The organism is Pseudomonas sp. 13B_2.1_Bac1, from assembly GCF_025466155.1.
In the GTDB taxonomy this organism is placed as follows: Bacteria; Pseudomonadota; Gammaproteobacteria; order Pseudomonadales; family Pseudomonadaceae; genus Aquipseudomonas; species Aquipseudomonas aylmerensis.
On sequence record NZ_JANLOH010000089.1, the window covers coordinates 113,462 to 128,855 of the forward strand.

16 protein-coding genes are annotated in these 15,394 nt (G+C 56.5%); 7 read left to right on the forward strand and 9 right to left on the reverse strand.

All coding sequences use genetic code 11. The annotated features are described in order from the left end of the window. The first annotated feature begins 62 nt into the window (after window positions 1–62). Window positions 63–590 carry a LysR family transcriptional regulator gene (locus tag NTD80_RS20825; protein ID WP_262134789.1) on the forward strand — a complete coding sequence of 176 codons (528 nt, stop codon included), beginning with the start codon at window positions 63–65 and terminating at the stop codon, window positions 588–590. Further along, window positions 508–957, forward strand: coding sequence for a substrate binding domain-containing protein (locus NTD80_RS20830; RefSeq protein WP_262134790.1), 450 nt, complete (start codon window positions 508–510; stop codon window positions 955–957). Before NTD80_RS20825 ends, NTD80_RS20830 begins: the two co-directional genes overlap by 83 nt. Window positions 958–1,078: 121 nt before the next feature. On the opposite strand, the gene NTD80_RS20835 is transcribed toward NTD80_RS20830, so the two are convergent. The 4 genes from NTD80_RS20835 to NTD80_RS20850 form a co-directional block, all read right to left on the reverse strand. Then, window positions 1,079–1,627 carry a glutathione peroxidase gene (locus NTD80_RS20835; RefSeq protein WP_262134791.1) on the reverse strand — a complete coding sequence of 183 codons (549 nt, stop codon included), beginning with the start codon at window positions 1,625–1,627 and terminating at the stop codon, window positions 1,079–1,081. Between the two features lie 155 nt (window positions 1,628–1,782). Continuing rightward, window positions 1,783–2,982 (reverse strand): formaldehyde dehydrogenase, glutathione-independent, encoded by a 1,200-nt coding sequence (fdhA, locus tag NTD80_RS20840; protein ID WP_262134792.1) that lies wholly within the window; start codon window positions 2,980–2,982, stop codon window positions 1,783–1,785. Window positions 2,983–3,106: 124 nt separating this feature from the next. After that, complete coding sequence (locus NTD80_RS20845) at window positions 3,107–4,060, reverse strand: PDR/VanB family oxidoreductase (protein ID WP_262134793.1); 954 nt, start codon at window positions 4,058–4,060, stop codon at window positions 3,107–3,109. A gap of 81 nt (window positions 4,061–4,141) precedes the next feature. After that, on the reverse strand, window positions 4,142–5,221 hold the full coding sequence (locus tag NTD80_RS20850) for an aromatic ring-hydroxylating dioxygenase subunit alpha (RefSeq protein ID WP_262134794.1): 1,080 nt from the start codon (window positions 5,219–5,221) through the stop codon (window positions 4,142–4,144). Between the two features lie 113 nt (window positions 5,222–5,334). Here NTD80_RS20850 and NTD80_RS20855 point away from each other — a divergent pair, with 113 nt between their 5' ends. Continuing rightward, window positions 5,335–6,294: an AraC family transcriptional regulator gene (locus NTD80_RS20855; RefSeq protein ID WP_262134795.1), complete on the forward strand. Its 960-nt coding sequence runs from the start codon at window positions 5,335–5,337 to the stop codon at window positions 6,292–6,294. Between the two features lie 65 nt (window positions 6,295–6,359). Here NTD80_RS20855 and NTD80_RS20860 read toward each other — a convergent pair whose 3' ends face one another. The 5 genes from NTD80_RS20860 to NTD80_RS20880 form a co-directional block, all read right to left on the reverse strand. Further along, window positions 6,360–7,319, reverse strand: coding sequence for an SDR family NAD(P)-dependent oxidoreductase (locus tag NTD80_RS20860; protein ID WP_262134796.1), 960 nt, complete (start codon window positions 7,317–7,319; stop codon window positions 6,360–6,362). Window positions 7,320–7,346: 27 nt separating this feature from the next. Next, window positions 7,347–8,231, reverse strand: coding sequence for a CmcJ/NvfI family oxidoreductase (locus NTD80_RS20865; protein ID WP_262134797.1), 885 nt, complete (start codon window positions 8,229–8,231; stop codon window positions 7,347–7,349). 49 nt (window positions 8,232–8,280) lie between these two features. Then, complete coding sequence (locus tag NTD80_RS20870; RefSeq protein WP_262134798.1) at window positions 8,281–8,655, reverse strand: nuclear transport factor 2 family protein; 375 nt, start codon at window positions 8,653–8,655, stop codon at window positions 8,281–8,283. Window positions 8,656–8,665: 10 nt separating this feature from the next. Beyond that, window positions 8,666–9,862: an FAD-dependent oxidoreductase gene (locus NTD80_RS20875; protein WP_262134799.1), complete on the reverse strand. Its 1,197-nt coding sequence runs from the start codon at window positions 9,860–9,862 to the stop codon at window positions 8,666–8,668. A gap of 84 nt (window positions 9,863–9,946) precedes the next feature. Next, the gene (locus tag NTD80_RS20880; protein ID WP_262134800.1) at window positions 9,947–11,029 is read right to left on the reverse strand and encodes an alpha/beta hydrolase; all 1,083 of its coding nucleotides are present in this window, start codon (window positions 11,027–11,029) and stop codon (window positions 9,947–9,949) included. Window positions 11,030–11,320: 291 nt separating this feature from the next. Here NTD80_RS20880 and NTD80_RS20885 point away from each other — a divergent pair, with 291 nt between their 5' ends. The 4 genes from NTD80_RS20885 (at window position 11,321) to NTD80_RS20900 (ending at window position 15,148) form a co-directional block, all read left to right on the forward strand. After that, window positions 11,321–12,190 carry an HpcH/HpaI aldolase/citrate lyase family protein gene (locus NTD80_RS20885; protein ID WP_262134801.1) on the forward strand — a complete coding sequence of 290 codons (870 nt, stop codon included), beginning with the start codon at window positions 11,321–11,323 and terminating at the stop codon, window positions 12,188–12,190. 248 nt (window positions 12,191–12,438) lie between these two features. After that, complete coding sequence (locus tag NTD80_RS20890; RefSeq protein WP_262134802.1) at window positions 12,439–13,494, forward strand: maleylacetate reductase; 1,056 nt, start codon at window positions 12,439–12,441, stop codon at window positions 13,492–13,494. 34 nt (window positions 13,495–13,528) lie between these two features. Then, window positions 13,529–14,485 (forward strand): VOC family protein, encoded by a 957-nt coding sequence (locus tag NTD80_RS20895; RefSeq protein ID WP_262134803.1) that lies wholly within the window; start codon window positions 13,529–13,531, stop codon window positions 14,483–14,485. A 12-nt stretch (window positions 14,486–14,497) separates the two neighbouring features. Further along, window positions 14,498–15,148 (forward strand): alpha/beta hydrolase, encoded by a 651-nt coding sequence (locus NTD80_RS20900; RefSeq protein WP_262134804.1) that lies wholly within the window; start codon window positions 14,498–14,500, stop codon window positions 15,146–15,148. The last annotated feature ends 246 nt before the right edge of the window (window positions 15,149–15,394 follow it).

Consider the following 15,394-nt stretch of genomic DNA (forward strand, 5'->3'; position numbering starts at 1 on the left):
TTGCCGCTAAAAAACGCTAGGATTGGGAAATAACTTTTCCAGCTAGTGGAAGAATTACCGCGATGGATCGACTGAAGCAGATTGAGCTGTTTGTGTTGATTGCTGAGCTAGGAAGCGTATCAAGCGCGGCAGAGCGGCTGGCCATTTCCAATGCGGCGGCCAGTCGCTATCTGAGTGCGCTAGAGGGAGCTTTAGGTACACGTCTAGTTGAGCGTACAACTAGACGATTGTGGGTGAAAGAAGCAGGGGCGCGCTTTCTGCACGGTGCCCGAATGATGCTTCTGGCGTACCAAGAAGCAGAAGCTGCGGTAGCCGAGGTGTCCGTCGCGCCCTCAGGCCTGCTGAGAGTGACGTCTTCTCTTTCTTTTGCTATGCAGCACCTCGCGCCGACGATGCTGGCGTTTCGCCAGCGCTACCCGGCGCTGCGAATAGACGTGGTGGTTGCCAATCGCTACCCGGACTTTGGTGGAAACCAGGCGGATTCTATGTGCTGCACCTGGCTACCTGGTGCGACGTGGCAAGCCAGGAACACCGGCAGACCTGAACCAACACGACATGATGATCTATACCTTGGCGAACACTCCCTATGAATTGTCCATGGAGCGTGCAGGGGAGCGGCAGAATATTCGCTTGAGCGGTATTTTTGAGAGCAATGACGGGCAAGTGCTACGAACCGCCGCCCTAGCTGGGTTGGGTATTTTGATTCTGCCGATGTACATCGTTTTTGACGATGTGGTGGCTGGTCGGTTGGTGCCCGTTCTGGATGACTGGGAGTTGCCCGCGTTGACGATCAACATTGCCTACCAAAGTCGGGCTCACCTGTCCGTCAAGGTCAGGGTATTTATCGACTTTCTGGTCGAGCGGTTTGAACGGTTTGAACGGTTTGAACGGTTTGACTATACCGTAAATACCATACGACTCTTGTCTCACCCAAAGAAAACAATCTGCAGGCAATAGCGCCTCATGCTGCTGAGTTTAAATTTGCTAAAGCTCATTTCGAACAAGCAGGTTGATACTCAACCTGCTTATGCAAAACCTTACCCGAGACTCTAAGTGTATGACGACTTATTCAAGAGTTTTAAGTAAGGTACTTCTCAATTGCTTTAACTATAACTGGATCTTCCGGTGCAATATCTGGAGCAAAGCGCTCTACGACATCCCCATTGCGATCAATAAGAAATTTTTCAAAATTCCAGGCAATATCGCTCGAAAACTTTGGAAGCAGGTTGTGTTTCTCTAACATTGAAAACATAGTCTTATCGCCAGATGACGTCCGAGAGGGTTGCTCGGCGATCAATGCAGCATACAATGGATGTCGAGACTCGCCATTAACTTCAATTTTTTTATACATTGGAAACTGTACACTGTAGTTAAGAGTACAGAAACCCGCGATCTCCTCGGACGAACCAGGTTCTTGCCCTCCAAAGTCATTGCACGGAAACCCCAACACTTGAAATCCGTTAGGAGCGAAGCGCTCTCTGAGCGACTCCAAACCAACATACTGAGGCGTCAAGCCGCACTGGGAAGCTACGTTAACGACAAGAAGAACCTTGCCGCGATGCTCATCCAAGGTGGCACTTTTTCCATCGAGCCGTTTCAAAGGGATCTGGTAAATTGAATCGCTCATCGTTACACCTCTACATTCATGATTTATACTAATCCACAAGCGCAAGTGGTCGTCGGGCACGGTTTCGTAGCGTCGAATGAGGGGCGGCAGGCCGTCGTGCCGCCGCTCTGGAATTGAATTCTCTAGGTATCGCACGCCGCGGGGGCAATAATGTCTTAGGCTGAGCGGAAGGTATTGTGCGGATCAATGACGAATTTTTTCGGCACGCCTGCATCGAATTCGCCATATCCGCGCGGAGCATCGTCGAGACTGATGACCTGCACGCCCACCACTTCGGCGATGTTGATACGGTCCCACATAATGGCCTGCATCAGCTGGCGGTTGTACTTCATGGTCGGCGTCTGTCCGGTATGGAAACTGTGCGACTTCGCCCAGCCCAAGCCAAAGCGAATGCTCAGGCTGCCCATCTTCGCCGCCTGATCGACAGCGCCCGGGTCTTCGGTCACATAAAGGCCAGGAATGCCGATCTTGCCTGCCACGCGTACCACGCCCATCAGTGAGTTGAGCACCGTCGCTGGCGCTTCATGCTGTGCTCCGGCGTGGCCATGGCCGCGCGCTTCAAAGCCCACCGCATCCACTGCGCAATCTACCTCGGGCTCGCCCAACAAAGCCGCAATCTGTTCATGCAGCGGCGTATCGGTAGACAGGTCAGCAATCTCGAAGCCTTGCGCTTTGGCGTGTGCCAGTCGAGCGGGATTGACATCCCCCACAATCACAACCGCCGCGCCCAGCAAACGTGCTGATGCTGCGGCCGCGAGTCCCACCGGACCGGCGCCAGCGATATAAACCGAACTACCCGGCCCAACACCGGCCGTCACTGCGCCGTGATAGCCGGTCGGAAGAATGTCGGACAGGCAGGTCAGGTCACGAATCTTCTCCATCGCTTTGTCGCGATCTGGCAGCTTGAGCAGGTTGAAGTCCGCGTAGGGCACCAACACATATTCAGCTTGGCCACCCACCCAATCACCCATGTCCACGTAACCATAAGCGCCGCCGGCACGAGCCGGGTTAACTGTCAGGCAGACACCGGTGTGTTGCTCTTTGCAGGAGCGGCAACGACCGCACGCCACGTTGAACGGTACCGATACTAGGTCCCCGATTTTCAGGTGCCCAACGTCGCTGCCTTTTTCGATGACCTCACCGGTGATTTCATGGCCGAGCACCAAACCAACCTGCGCGGTGGTGCGGCCACGGACCATGTGTTGGTCAGAGCCGCAGATATTGGTGGAAACCACTTTGAGAATGACCCCATGCTCAATTTTTCGACCACGCGGATCCTGCATTTTTGGATAGTCGATTTTCTGCACTTCGACCTTGCCCGCGCCGAGGTACACGACACCACGATTACCAGACATATGCTCTCCTCTTGTTGTTTGCATGGGGTGGCGTTGCCGCCGAATCTCTACCCGAGTCTTAGGGGCCAAGTGTGAAGGCTGGCTGAAGATTTTTTTCGGGATGCCGGCCTGCACAATGTGGGTGCTACACATCCAGCTCCAATACTTCGCTTTTGGAGCGCGAGACGCAGATCAACATGGTTTGATTAGTGGCTTTCTGTTGCTCCGACAAAACCAGGTCGCGGTGATCTGGGATGCCGGCGATTACCCGCGTTTCACAGCTGCTGCAAAGGCCTTCTCGGCAGGAAAAGGGTAGGCCGATACCACTATTTTCCAGGACCTCGAGTATGCTCTGGTCGGGAGGGATACTGACGGTTAGTCCGCTGCGTCGGGCTATCACTGAGAAGCTGGTCGCCAACTCGCTATCCACCTTGGGCGCTGCGGAAAACCATTCGAAATGGGCGTGCTCGGCCGGGCGCTCAGCTGTAGCGTCTTTCACTCTCTCCATCAGCGGACCAGGGCCGCAGCAGTAAATATGGCTGTTCCAGGGCATCGCAGACACTGCCCCTTCGATATCAAGGGGCTGACCATCTTGCTCATCGAGAAAGTGGTAGCTGACCTTGTGCGCGGACAGTTGCTGCAGCTCTTCAAAGAAAGCCGCCCGAAGCCGACTGCGGGCCAAATAGTGAAGATGCCAGTCCTTACCGTTGTCCACACACCAGCGAATCATGGCGAGGATTGGGGTAATGCCAATGCCGCCGGCAATGAAGTCGTAGCGCTCAGCGCTTTCGATCAGCGGGAAATGGTTGCGCGGAAGGCTGGTGCGGATGCTGTCGCCCACCCGCATACCTCCGTGCAGGAAGCTTGAGCCGCCACGACTAACGGGCGAGAGGCTCACGCCCACTACGTAGCGGTTACGCTCAACGCTGTTGTTGCTGAGTGAGTAGTGCTTTATCAAGCCATTGGGCAGGTGTATTTCCAAATGCGCCCCTGGCTTGAAGGGCGGCAAGTCTTGCCCGTCAAGTGAGGTCAGCTCGAAGCTAAGGACGTCCTTGGCTTCGGCATTGATGGCGCTAATGCGCAACGTCAGGTCGGACATCGAGATGTTCCTTCGCTACCGGCAACATCTGCGGTGGCAGTGTGGCCGGCAAATGCTCAAGGGAAAGTCGCTGCGCCGCGATTACTGCACGGCGACGGCGTGGAGGGCCGGCTGGCTTTCCGGCTGATTTTCTTCCTTGATCAACTTGTCCAGCACCCAGCGCATCTGCGACAGCGCATTGTCGAAGGCGATTGGCACCTGTTTTGGATTAGGCGTTTGTTTAAGCACACGCGCCTGTGCCTCGATCATGATCCGGTCTTCTTCGAAGGCCTTGCGCGCAATGAGCAGCATGCCGTCGGCGATCTCATCGGTACTGCCCAAAATGGTGTTGCGGTTTGGCGCCCAAGAGAAGAAATAGCGCGAGCTGTCATCGGTGAGGGGCGTGATCGCTTGGCAGGTAACGTCGTGGCGGAGTGGGCGGATGCCATGGGGCTCCTGGCCGTCGAACTGTTTGACGGTGCCGCCAGGGAAGCCATAGGAATGCATCACCATCACACCGGCGGCCAAGTAGTCGTAGGTGCTGAACAGGTCCATGGTTTCCATATTCACCGCAGCTCTCAGGTGATTGGGCACTGGCTGGTCTGGCATCCACCGTTGAACCCGTACACCTCGCTCAAGGCGCACAACTTTAGGACGAGTGTGTGCCCAATCTTCCCCTACGCCAAAGCTGTCCTTGTGGAGGAAAAACAGGTGAGAGAAATCCAACAGGTTGTCGTTCACCAGTTGGTAGTTGGCGTCGTAGTCGATGCTGCCGGAGCGAAAGATCCAGTCGGGGTCATTCAGTGCCACTGCCGGCGGGATCAGCGCTGGATCCGCTTTGGCCGGATCACCCATCCATACCCATACCCAGCTGTCTTGCTCGATAACGGGAAAGGCTCGGACACAGGCCTGAGGAGGAATGCTGTCCTGCCCTGGAATTTCGACGCACTTTCCGCTCTCGTCGAACTTCAACCCGTGGTACATGCAGCGTACCGAGTCGCCTTCTTTTCGGCCGATAGACAACGGCGCCGAGCGATGGCAGCAACGGTCTTGCAAGGCGGCAATGCTGCCGTCGGTTTTACGGTAAAGCACCACCGGTTCGTTGATGATGGTGCGCGAGACCAGACCGTCTTCGATCTCATAATCCCATGCTGCGACATACCAGCAATTTTTGAGAAACATGAGGCTCTCCTCCAGACTTGTTGTTGTATTTGTGAGCTCAGAGTACGGGGCGCTCCTGTTTCGATCCATGCTATGTTGTATCGAATTTCGGCTGTATTGCGTAGGGTTTGGTTATGGATCTTCTCGGTGATGTACTGCTGTCACTTAAGGTGGAGGCCAATTCAGCGGGCATCTTTGAGCTGAGGGAGAATTGGGGGTTGGACATGCCGCCACTTTCAGATAATTACTCTCTCGCTCACTGCTGCATCGACTCGCCTTTTTGGTTGTTAGTCAAAGACCGGGAGCCCATTTACCTGGAGCCTGGTGACTCAGTATTGCTGTTGCGTGGCTTGCCCTACGCGTTGGCTTCCAGTCCTGCTGCCGCACGTGCTGATCTGCAAAGCTACTGGACGGACCGCGGCTTGCCGCTGCTGGCGCCCGGACACAGACAGGCCGCGCCCTTGACTGGGTTGGAGCTGGGTGAGGGCAACAAGGTGGGGCGTATGCTGACCTTGGCATTTCTGCTGCAGGCAGGAGACGGCAATGTGCTGACCAAGGCCCTGCCTCCGGTCATTCACCTGCGTGGCAGTGCCAGTGGTTTGTTCCCTTGGATCGGCACGCTGCTGGATTTCCTCGTTTGCGAGAACACGGCGAGCCACAACGGTTACACAGCCACTGCCAGCCACCTTTCCAACCTGATTCTGACGAGTTTTATTCGCGCTTACGCCCTGTCACTGCCGTCCCATAGCACTGGCTGGCTGCGTGGATTGGCCGATCGGCGCATCAGTCAGGCATTGGTGTCCATGCATTCCCATCCTGAGGCGTCCTGGACGGCAGAGGCGTTAGCGGAGCGGGCGGGAATGTCTCGGCAAACGTTCGGCCGGTTATTCACCAAGCTGGTGGGGCAGTCGCCTATCGATTACCTGATTGCGTTGCGCATGCAAATGGCGGCTGAGGCCATCCGTGCCGGCCGTCCCGTTGCGTTGGTGGCCGAGCAGGTGGGTTACCAGTCGGAGCGAGCCTTCAGGGAGCTGTTTAAACGGCGCTTCGGCATGCCGCCATTGCGTTACGCCAAACAGACATCCATTCAGTGAAACGCAACGAAGTGATCACTACGACAATTCGCTCGTCGGCTCGGTGGTAACCGCTGCGTCAGGCTCTAGGCCTGGCTCAGCGCCTGGAGGATGTCCTCGTCCGGGAAGGGTTTTTCCAAGCGAGCACCGGGCATAATGATCTGCGGCCGTTCCGAGATCGGCACCTGTTGCAATGCCGCCGCGATACCGGCAACGCTTAGGTTGTCATCGGCCACCAGAATCTCTTCAGTGGCACTCCAGCCGCTGAAGAGATAGGTGCGACCGCCACCAATGCCGAACACACGGCCGGTAAAACGGCAATCCGACGAGGCTAGGTAGACCACAAGTGGCGCCACGTTGCCTGGCGCATAGGGATCGAAGGTTTCGGTGCGGGGCATCATTGCGTCGACAATCGGTACCGCGTCAGTCATACGGGTGCGCGCCATTGGGGCCAGTGCGTTAACTCGCACACCCAAGCGCGCCAACTCTGCTGCAGAGCTCTGTGTCAGAGCCGCCACCGCTGCTTTGGAAACGCAATACGCCGGGCTGCCTGGCATGGGGTTTACACCCGCTGGTGACGAGGTGTTGATGATCGCCCGGCCGCTCTCGGGCCCTAGTTCATGCCAGTAAGCGGCGGCCCAGTGCGACACGGCTGCAGTGCCGGTGAGGTTGACGGCCAGGGTTATTTCCCAGTCTTCCTTGGTGATGGTGGCGATGTCCGTGCCGAAGCGCGAGATTCCGGCGTTGTTCACCACGATGTCAAGGCGGCCAAAATGCCGGATAGCATCTTCGACCACGCTGCGCGCACTGTCCCAGTCCGAAACCGACGATGTGTTCGCTTCGGCCTGACCGCCGGCAGCGCGTATTTCCTTCACGACGTCATGGGCGGGTGCTTCGCTGGCACCGCCGCCGCGGTCGCTTCCGCCCAGATCGTTTACCAGTACTCGGGCGCCTGCTTCTGCCAAGGCCAATGCATGTGCGCGGCCAAGCCCGCGGCCGCCACCGGTAACGATAGCGACCTTTCCTTCAAGCCATTGTTGGGTCATTGCGGTGTTCCTTAACGTTATGCCGCGTCAGTCGAAGAAGGCGAAGAAGCGAGCTTCAACACTGGTACGCGGAATCGCTTGATCCGATGCCGAAGGAATCTCGAATGCGGTGTGCATGGCATTCATGGACGTGGGGATGTCGCTGTCGAAGCCTTTGAAAATCAGCAAATCCTCGGGTGCCATATCGGATAAGTAATACCAACGATGCCCGGGGTTGCTCAAACACAGGCGTGACTCGAAAAAGGCCCCTGGTTTATCACGCGGACCGATCACTGAATCCATCACGATGGCGTCCGAGCCAGAAGCGCTGCGGCCGTCGCAGATGGCCAGTGTGTTGTCCTGTGGTGCGCCGGAAATGACACGCCAGGTCTGGAATACCATAAAGCGCCGATAGGGTTTGAGCTCGAGGCCGATCTCCTCCACAGACCACTTCAGGAACTTGTTTGCGGAGTTTTCGGTGAAGTCCAGGTGAACAAAGGTGGCTGGGGTTGCCCAGGATTTCTTTTTCGCACGATTGGAGGTACGCACCAGCAGGCCGCTGGTTTGGGCTATGACTTCCCGAGCACCGGTTAGTTGTTGCAGGTAGGCAGCGATCTCGGCCTGATAGGTCTCGTTGATCTCGCTATGCACGCCTTGCAGGGTGAGATTTTGCTCGCGCAGTTCCGAACGGGTAGCGGCGGAGCTAGGGTGGCGAACATAGGCAAAGCCGTGTGTGTCCAGATTGAACTGCTCGCGAACCTCGCGCAGATCGTGAATACGTACAGTGTTGGGCACAAAGGCAACGTTCATGTTGGCGTGGTCAACGACATCAAATACGGCACGCCCTGCAATGTCGCCGGCATAGTTGATCTCGGCTTCCACGAAGGGCAAATCTTCGACAGCTTCCGAAAGCTGCTCAGCCAGGTTACTCATTCTTCAGGTCCTCATAGTTGTTGTTATTGGGAACGCGGTCACTGATGAATCAAAAAAACGCAGCCTTGACCGGTGCGCTATCAACGTATTCGCGCGATGCCTGGATCTTCCCGTCGCGTACCACGAACATGAAGTGGTACTGGTTTTGGTAGTGCCGCCCATTGCTGAACTCTGCCTGCGCCTCAACCTCGACAGAGACCCGATCCGCCTCTGCGGTGGTGGTGATTACCTGACTGGAGAAGGAGCGCATCAACGTACCGAGCTGCTTGAACTGCTCACGCAGCGCCTCCTTGCCCACAGTGCCGGACATGGGGTGCCAGAAGGTGGCATCGTCTGCGGCCAGGTCCAGCGCTGAGTCGATATCGCTTGCGGCTACTAACTCCATGTACTTGCGCACCAGAGCCGTGTTGTCGAAGGTACTCATGGGCTGCTCCTTAAAAATAACGGTTGGGGGCGGAGGGTTGGGTTTCTAACTGGCGAGAAAACAGCAGGCGTTCCAGGCGGAATTCTTTGTCGCTAGCCAAGCGGCGCAAACGAGTGAGGTCTTCTTCCAGGCGCTTGGGGTCTGCCGAGTGGTAGATCAGGCGTTTGTTCTCGCTGGCCTGCGGCGATGCAATCTTGAGGAACTTCTCTTTGCGTTCGTCAGCCCAGTGATCGAGTACATTTTCGTCGGCATCGCCGCGCATTACCGCTGTCAGGGTTGGGTAAAGCGCATAGGCGTCGAACAGACCGGATGTTAGGCCCAGCCCGCCAGTTGGGTTGGTCGCATGGGCTGCATCGCCAGCCAGAATGACGCGGCCGACGCGGAAGCGCTGTGCGGCACGCTGGTGCATGCGATAGGGGGAGTACTGCACCAGTTCGTAGTTCGTGACGCCCGGCAGGATGACTTTGAAGAACTCCGGCATGCGTTCTAGAACTCTGTCTTCGGGCAAGTCCGCACTTTCGCAATAGGTGCAGCGCCACAGGCCGGTGTCATCAATCTTGGCGATGATTGCGCCGTATTTAGGGTCGATCATCAGAGTGGAGCGCGCGTAGCCATGCTGTTCAAAGTCGTAGCGAATGTTGGTTGCCACGAAGCGCTCTGGCCAGGTTGTGCCTTCGAACTCGATATCCAGCAGTTCACGCACCGCACTGCGGGCCCCATCAGCGGCAACAACGCGGTCGGCGCTGTATGTACGCAGTTGTCCGTCTTGTTCGGCCGTGAGTGTCGCCATGTGTTCGTCTTGCTCAAGGCCTATTACCTTGGTGTTCCAGATCACCTTCGCATTGGGTAGCCGTAGCAGATGCGCCAAGGCGACTTCAGCGAGTTTGTTTTGCCCCAGATGAAGGTTGTAGGCGTAGGGCGTATGGGGTTCGAGGTCCTTCAGGTTCCACTCGATGCGCTCCTTGGTGGCAAATACCAGGTAGCTATACTCCTGTTTGCGAAAACCTAGTTTTTCGGCGTCCTGCAGGATACCCAATTGATCCAGGCCTGCTAGCACTGACCAGTGATACACCATCGCTCGTGGGGAATTGACGATAGCGGGCTCGCGCTCAATGACAGTCACGTCTACACCTGACCTAGCAAGGCCCAATGCGGTAATGAGTCCGGTGGGGCCTGCGCCCACGATGATGACTTTGCTTTCTGACATTTCAACACTCTCCAGATCGGGCCACGTTTCGGGTTCCGGGTCGGGGTGACCAGCGCTTGGCTGGCCGGCGACTTGAGGGGCGGGCTACTTGACGTTTTCGCTGAGCCAGGACCCGAGCAGCGCCGCAATCGAATCGCTGTTCTTCTCCAGCATCATGGCGTGCCCGTTGCCGGCGATGCCGGCCTCTTCGAGGCGTATATGCTCGACTGAAGCACCGGCCTGCCGGAGAAAGTCCACGGTGCCGTGGTTGTCCATCGCCATCCATGAGGCTTGCGCGGTAACAACCACGATGGGGAAACCCTGGAAGTTCGGTAGCTGGCGAGCGGGCTCCTGCTGGACCAGGCAAGGGATGCAGCCGGGAGGAGCTGGCCGTTCCTCATGAGTCAAGTCGGCCGGTGAAGCCGCAGGGGGGACAAAGGTCAGCGGGGCCGCGGTGATCCCCCAATGAAGACTACCGGTGGGGCGGTCTACAAAAGGAGGGCCCAATGGCTCAACGGCGATAACGGCTTTAACCAGAGCCGGACGTTCATCGGCGACCATCCACCCGCAAGGCCCCCCGGCTGAATGGGTCAGCAGTACCGCTGGGCCAATGAGATCAAGCAGTTCACCGCCTGCTTTGCGCATTAGGGCGTGCATGGTTGCCATCGCCGGGGAGGGGCCGGAGCTTGCAATGAATTGGTCCAGAGCTGGATCGCCAATGGTCCCCTCACCAGGCCATTGGGTCTGCAAGTCGGCACCTGGCCAAGCCATCGGTCCTTTGGCCGGAGCTGAAAAAAGGCTCGAAAGAAATTCGTAGGTCGGCGGTGAGCTCATCTCCCCGAGCAGATCTGGGTGCAGAGGCGAGCGGCCGTGCCCAGGCCGGTCCACCACGTAAACGGCGTAGCCCTGTCTGACGAACCAGTGGGCCCACCCTGGTCGTCCATCTGCTGTTTGCAAATAGTCCAACCCTTGACCGCCACCGCCATGGATCATCACCAAAGGCGTTTCATAGCGCAGGTGGGAGGGAATCCAATATTCGACGTACATCTGGCCGGTTACACAGGTGCCCACCGCAGTGTTAAGCCTATCAATGCCAACCCAAAAACTTCCTTGAGCTGCCAAGCTCAAGGGCGCTTGCGAAGAGGCGTGGAGATCCTTCGGCTTGTATGACTTCACACGATTGCTCATGTCTTTCGCCCTGTTTTTTGTGATTGTTCAAGGAGCGTTTGAGCCAGTCAGGCTCGATTGCCTACATTTCTATGGCGTTTGGTTGTGCGGTGTCAATATGTAGCGTACAAATTTTTGGGTTGCACTGAAGTCGATCATCGTTAGCTTTTCGACCGCATTGGCTGGTTAAAACATTTAATTAGCTGATATATAAGATATTTTTTAAAAAATAAAAAATAAAGTTGACCGAAAAGCGTAGCTCTGCTGATATTTGTACGAACAAATTTGTGAGGCGTTAGGATGATTAGGTCGATGTTATTTGCGCCAGGCAATCAGCCTCGTCGCTCTCATAAAGCGCTCACCTTGGGTGCGGACGCAGTTGCATTGGATCTGGAGGACGCATGTCCGCTTTCCGAGAAAGTCGCAGCTAGAGGCATGGTGATCGAAGCGCTGATGTTGCCCAGAGTTTGCCTGGGTTATGTGCGCATTAACTCACTGGAAACCGAGTTTGCCTTTGGTGATATTCAAGCCGTGGTGCGGCCAGGGATTGACGGTCTGATGCTGACCAAAGTGGAAAGCGCCGAACAGTTGCGCCAGGTGAATTGGCTTATCGGGCAGATCGAGCGTGAGCGCGGTATGCCGGTGGGCCAATTCGATCTGATCCCGCTTGTTGAAACAGCCAAAGGCTTCGCGCAGATCTTCCAAATCGCCGCAGCATGCCCACGAGTCAGACGCCTAGCAGTTGGCTCGGGAGATCTTACGTATGACCTGGGGCTCGAACAAACCATTGGTGAGGAAGAGATTTTCTACTATCGAAATTTGGCAGTTCACGCTTCACGCGCGGCGGGAATTGACGCCCCCATTGATGTCGCCTGGCTGCGTGTGAATGACTCGGCTGGTTATGCGCAAGCCGTAGACCGCACACGACGGCACGGCTTCCAGGGGCGCCTGTGCATTCACCCCAACCAGATCGAATTAGCCAACGCGGCCATGCGACCTTCGGATGAAGTGGTTGAGCAGGCGCGGCGTATCGACGAGGCATTTCGCCAAGCTGAAGAACAAGGCTTGGCGGCCATTCAGGTGGATGGCCTTTTGATTGATTACCCGATTGCGTACCGCGCTCGCCGGGTTCTGTCACTGATTGACCGTATCGACACTTTGGAGACACCGCGAGAGTTGTAGGGGGTTGTCACCGTTGGGGGGGGCGCCGAATAGGCTGCGCCAATTTTTTCATTCCTTTCTTGTTCGTACAAATATTTTAACCGAATTTATTTGGATGTGGCTCATGTGTGAATTATTCAGAGAAATTGTTTGACAGTTTATTCTTTCAGGATTTAAGTTGTCCGTACAAATATTCAGATCGGTTGATGTGCTGCAGAGCGTTTGTGAGTGCATCGTCAACCGGGTCAAACTTGAGCTAGGAGAGTTGCATGCAGCCGTTCGTTTACAACGCATTGCCTTCGCGGGTGGTATTTGGCTTTGGCACGCTAGCCCAAGTTGCCGACGAGATTCGCGGCTTAGGATGCTCCCGGGCATTGGTGTTAACCACTCCATTTCAGCGTGAAGCTGGTGAAGCGCTGGTATCGCAACTCGGCGAGCTGGCCATCGGGCTCTACGACAATGCCACCATGCACACGCCAGTTGAGGTCACCCGCGAAGCACTTGAAGTGGTTAAAAATAGTGGCGCTGACTGCGTGGTGGCGCTGGGCGGTGGATCTACGATTGGTCTGGGGAAGGCAATTGCCCTGAATACCGACCTTCCTCAAATCGTTATTCCCACGACCTACGCCGGCTCCGAGGCGACCCCCATCATTGGGCAAACCGAGAAGGGCCTGAAGACAACTCAGCGCACGCTGAAAGTGCTGCCCGAAGTCATCATCTACGATGTGGATCTGACCCTGAGCCTGCCGCCGACGATGACGGTGACCAGTGGTATGAACGCTATTGCCCACGCTGTCGAAGCACTCTACTCGAAAGACGCCAACCCGCTGATCTCGATGCTCGCCGAGCAAGGCATCGCCGCCATCGCCCGGGCCCTCCCCAGCCTTCAGGTGAATCCTGCGGACAAGGAGGCGCGCTCCGATGCGCTTTTCGGTGCCTGGGCATGTGGTGTGTGCCTTGGCGCAGTGGGTATGTCCATCCACCACAAGTTGTGCCACACCCTGGGTGGCAGTTTCGATTTACCGCATGCCGAAACCCACACCGTAGTGTTGCCTCATGCCGTGGCCTACAACGCTGATGCGACGCCCGACGTAATGGCCCGGATTGCTCGTGCCTTGGGCGCTGAAAGCGCAGCGCAAGGGCTGTTTGACTTGGCGGCCAAGCATGGTGCGCCGACTCGCCTTGCTGACATAGGCATGAACGAGGCGGACATCGCCCGAGCAGTTGATATCGCCTGCTCTTCTCCCTATTGGAACCCGCGCCCGATCGAGCCAGCGGCCATTTGGGAGCTGCTCGAGAACGCTTTTAATGGCCACCGTCCCTGATCACGTTCGTAAAAACTAACAAAAGGAGAACGTCATGAAGCTCAATCCGCATATCCAGCGTCATCACCACATCACTCTCAACGTCGGCGGTGCGCAGGAGGACTACGACTTCCACACCAAGGTGTTGGGCCTTAAAAGTGTCAAGAAGACCGGGCTTTACGATGGTGAAGATCCCATCTACCACCTGTATTACGGAAATGATTTGGGTGAAGAAAGCACGTTGATTACCTGCTTTCCGTTCCGCCAGTCTGGCCGTAAGGCACGACAAGGTAGCGGCCAAATCAAGACCCTAGCGCTATCGGTTCCAGAGTCATCATTGGTGTTCTGGGCCAAGCACCTGGAGAACCATGGCTTCAAACCTGAATTCCAGGAACGTTTCGGTGAAAAACTACTGCACTTCGCTCACCCCTGCGGCATTTGTTACGAGCTGGTCGGCATTGCCGACGATGACCGCAAGCCATACTCCAACGGGGTGGTTCCCGAGGGCTTCGGCATCCGTGGTACCCACGGCATCACCGTGTCGGTGCGTGATCTGGAGAACTCCAGCGAGTTCATGCATTACGGCTGGAGCGGCTCGTTGAAAAATACCGACGGTATCTACAGCCGCTACGAAGTGGGTAAGGGTGGGAGCGGCACCATTATTGACTTCGAACTCGACGCGGATCTGCCGCAAGGCTCGTGGGCATACGGTGAAGGCGTGGTACACCACTGCGCTTTTGAGGTTAGCGGTCTGGACGTCCAGCGGGACGTGAAGTTGCACCTCGAGGGCCTGGGCTATACCGACGTTTCCGACCGCAAAGACCGCGGATACTTTGACTCCGTGTATGTGCGCACGCCGGGTGGAGCGCTGTTCGAAGCCACGGTTTCCAAGCCCAAGGGTTTTTTGGTGGACGAAACCTATGAGGACTTGGGCAAGACTATCCAGGTGCCGCCGCAGATGGCCGCCCGCGCCGAAGAAATTGCTGCGTATCTCGAGCCCTTGAAGTACTAGGGAGAGACGATGATGAGCGAAAACGTCCATATGCAGGCGCCGCTGCAAACCTCGGGCCCGGCTCCAGAGGTTGCGGGGGTAGTGGCAATCCTTATCCACGGGCGTACGCAATCACCGGCAGATATGTTCGCGATTGCGCAGCGGCTAGGCACTCCCGATCTGGCCTGCGTGGCGGTAGAGGCCGCCGGAAACTCCTGGTACCCAGACAAGTTCATGGCACCGCTGGCCAGTAATCAACCATTTCTCGACTTCGCCTTGGAGCGTATCGAATTACTGGTGGTTCAGTTGGAGGAGTGTGGTATCGCGCGGTCGCAGATTGTGCTGATTGGCTTCTCTCAGGGGGCCTGCCTGGCGTGTGAATACCTCTACCGACACCCTGCACGTTGGGGCGGACTTATCGCTTATACCGGTGGGCTGATCGGCCCGGAAGGAACCTCCTGGTTGACTCCGGGAATCCTGTGGGGAACACCGGTTTTCCTGGGTAACAGCGATGAAGATGTATGGGTTCCTCTGTCGCGCACCGTAGAGACGGTCAGGGTCTTTGAGCGCATGGGGGCAGACGTACAACTCGCCGTGTATCCAGGCATGGGGCACCTGGTTAATGACGAGGAAATTAGCTTGGGGAGGGCACTTGTTCAGTCTCTGCTAAACCGCATTTCGTAAACCTGCGGCAAGCAGCAGATGAACCCCGAATGCGGTCGGTCGAAGAGGCAATACTTCTTGTCAGACTAGGCCGCATTGGGGAACGCCTGCGATGCAAAATGAAGATAACAAGGTGCCACCGTTTCTTCGTTCCCTATTGAATAATTTGCCCGTTGGGCGAAGGCTCCTGATAGCCTTCGGTCTGGTGACATTGCTTTCACTGGCGGCTGGACAATTGCATTCCACTTGACCACCCGTTTGCATTGC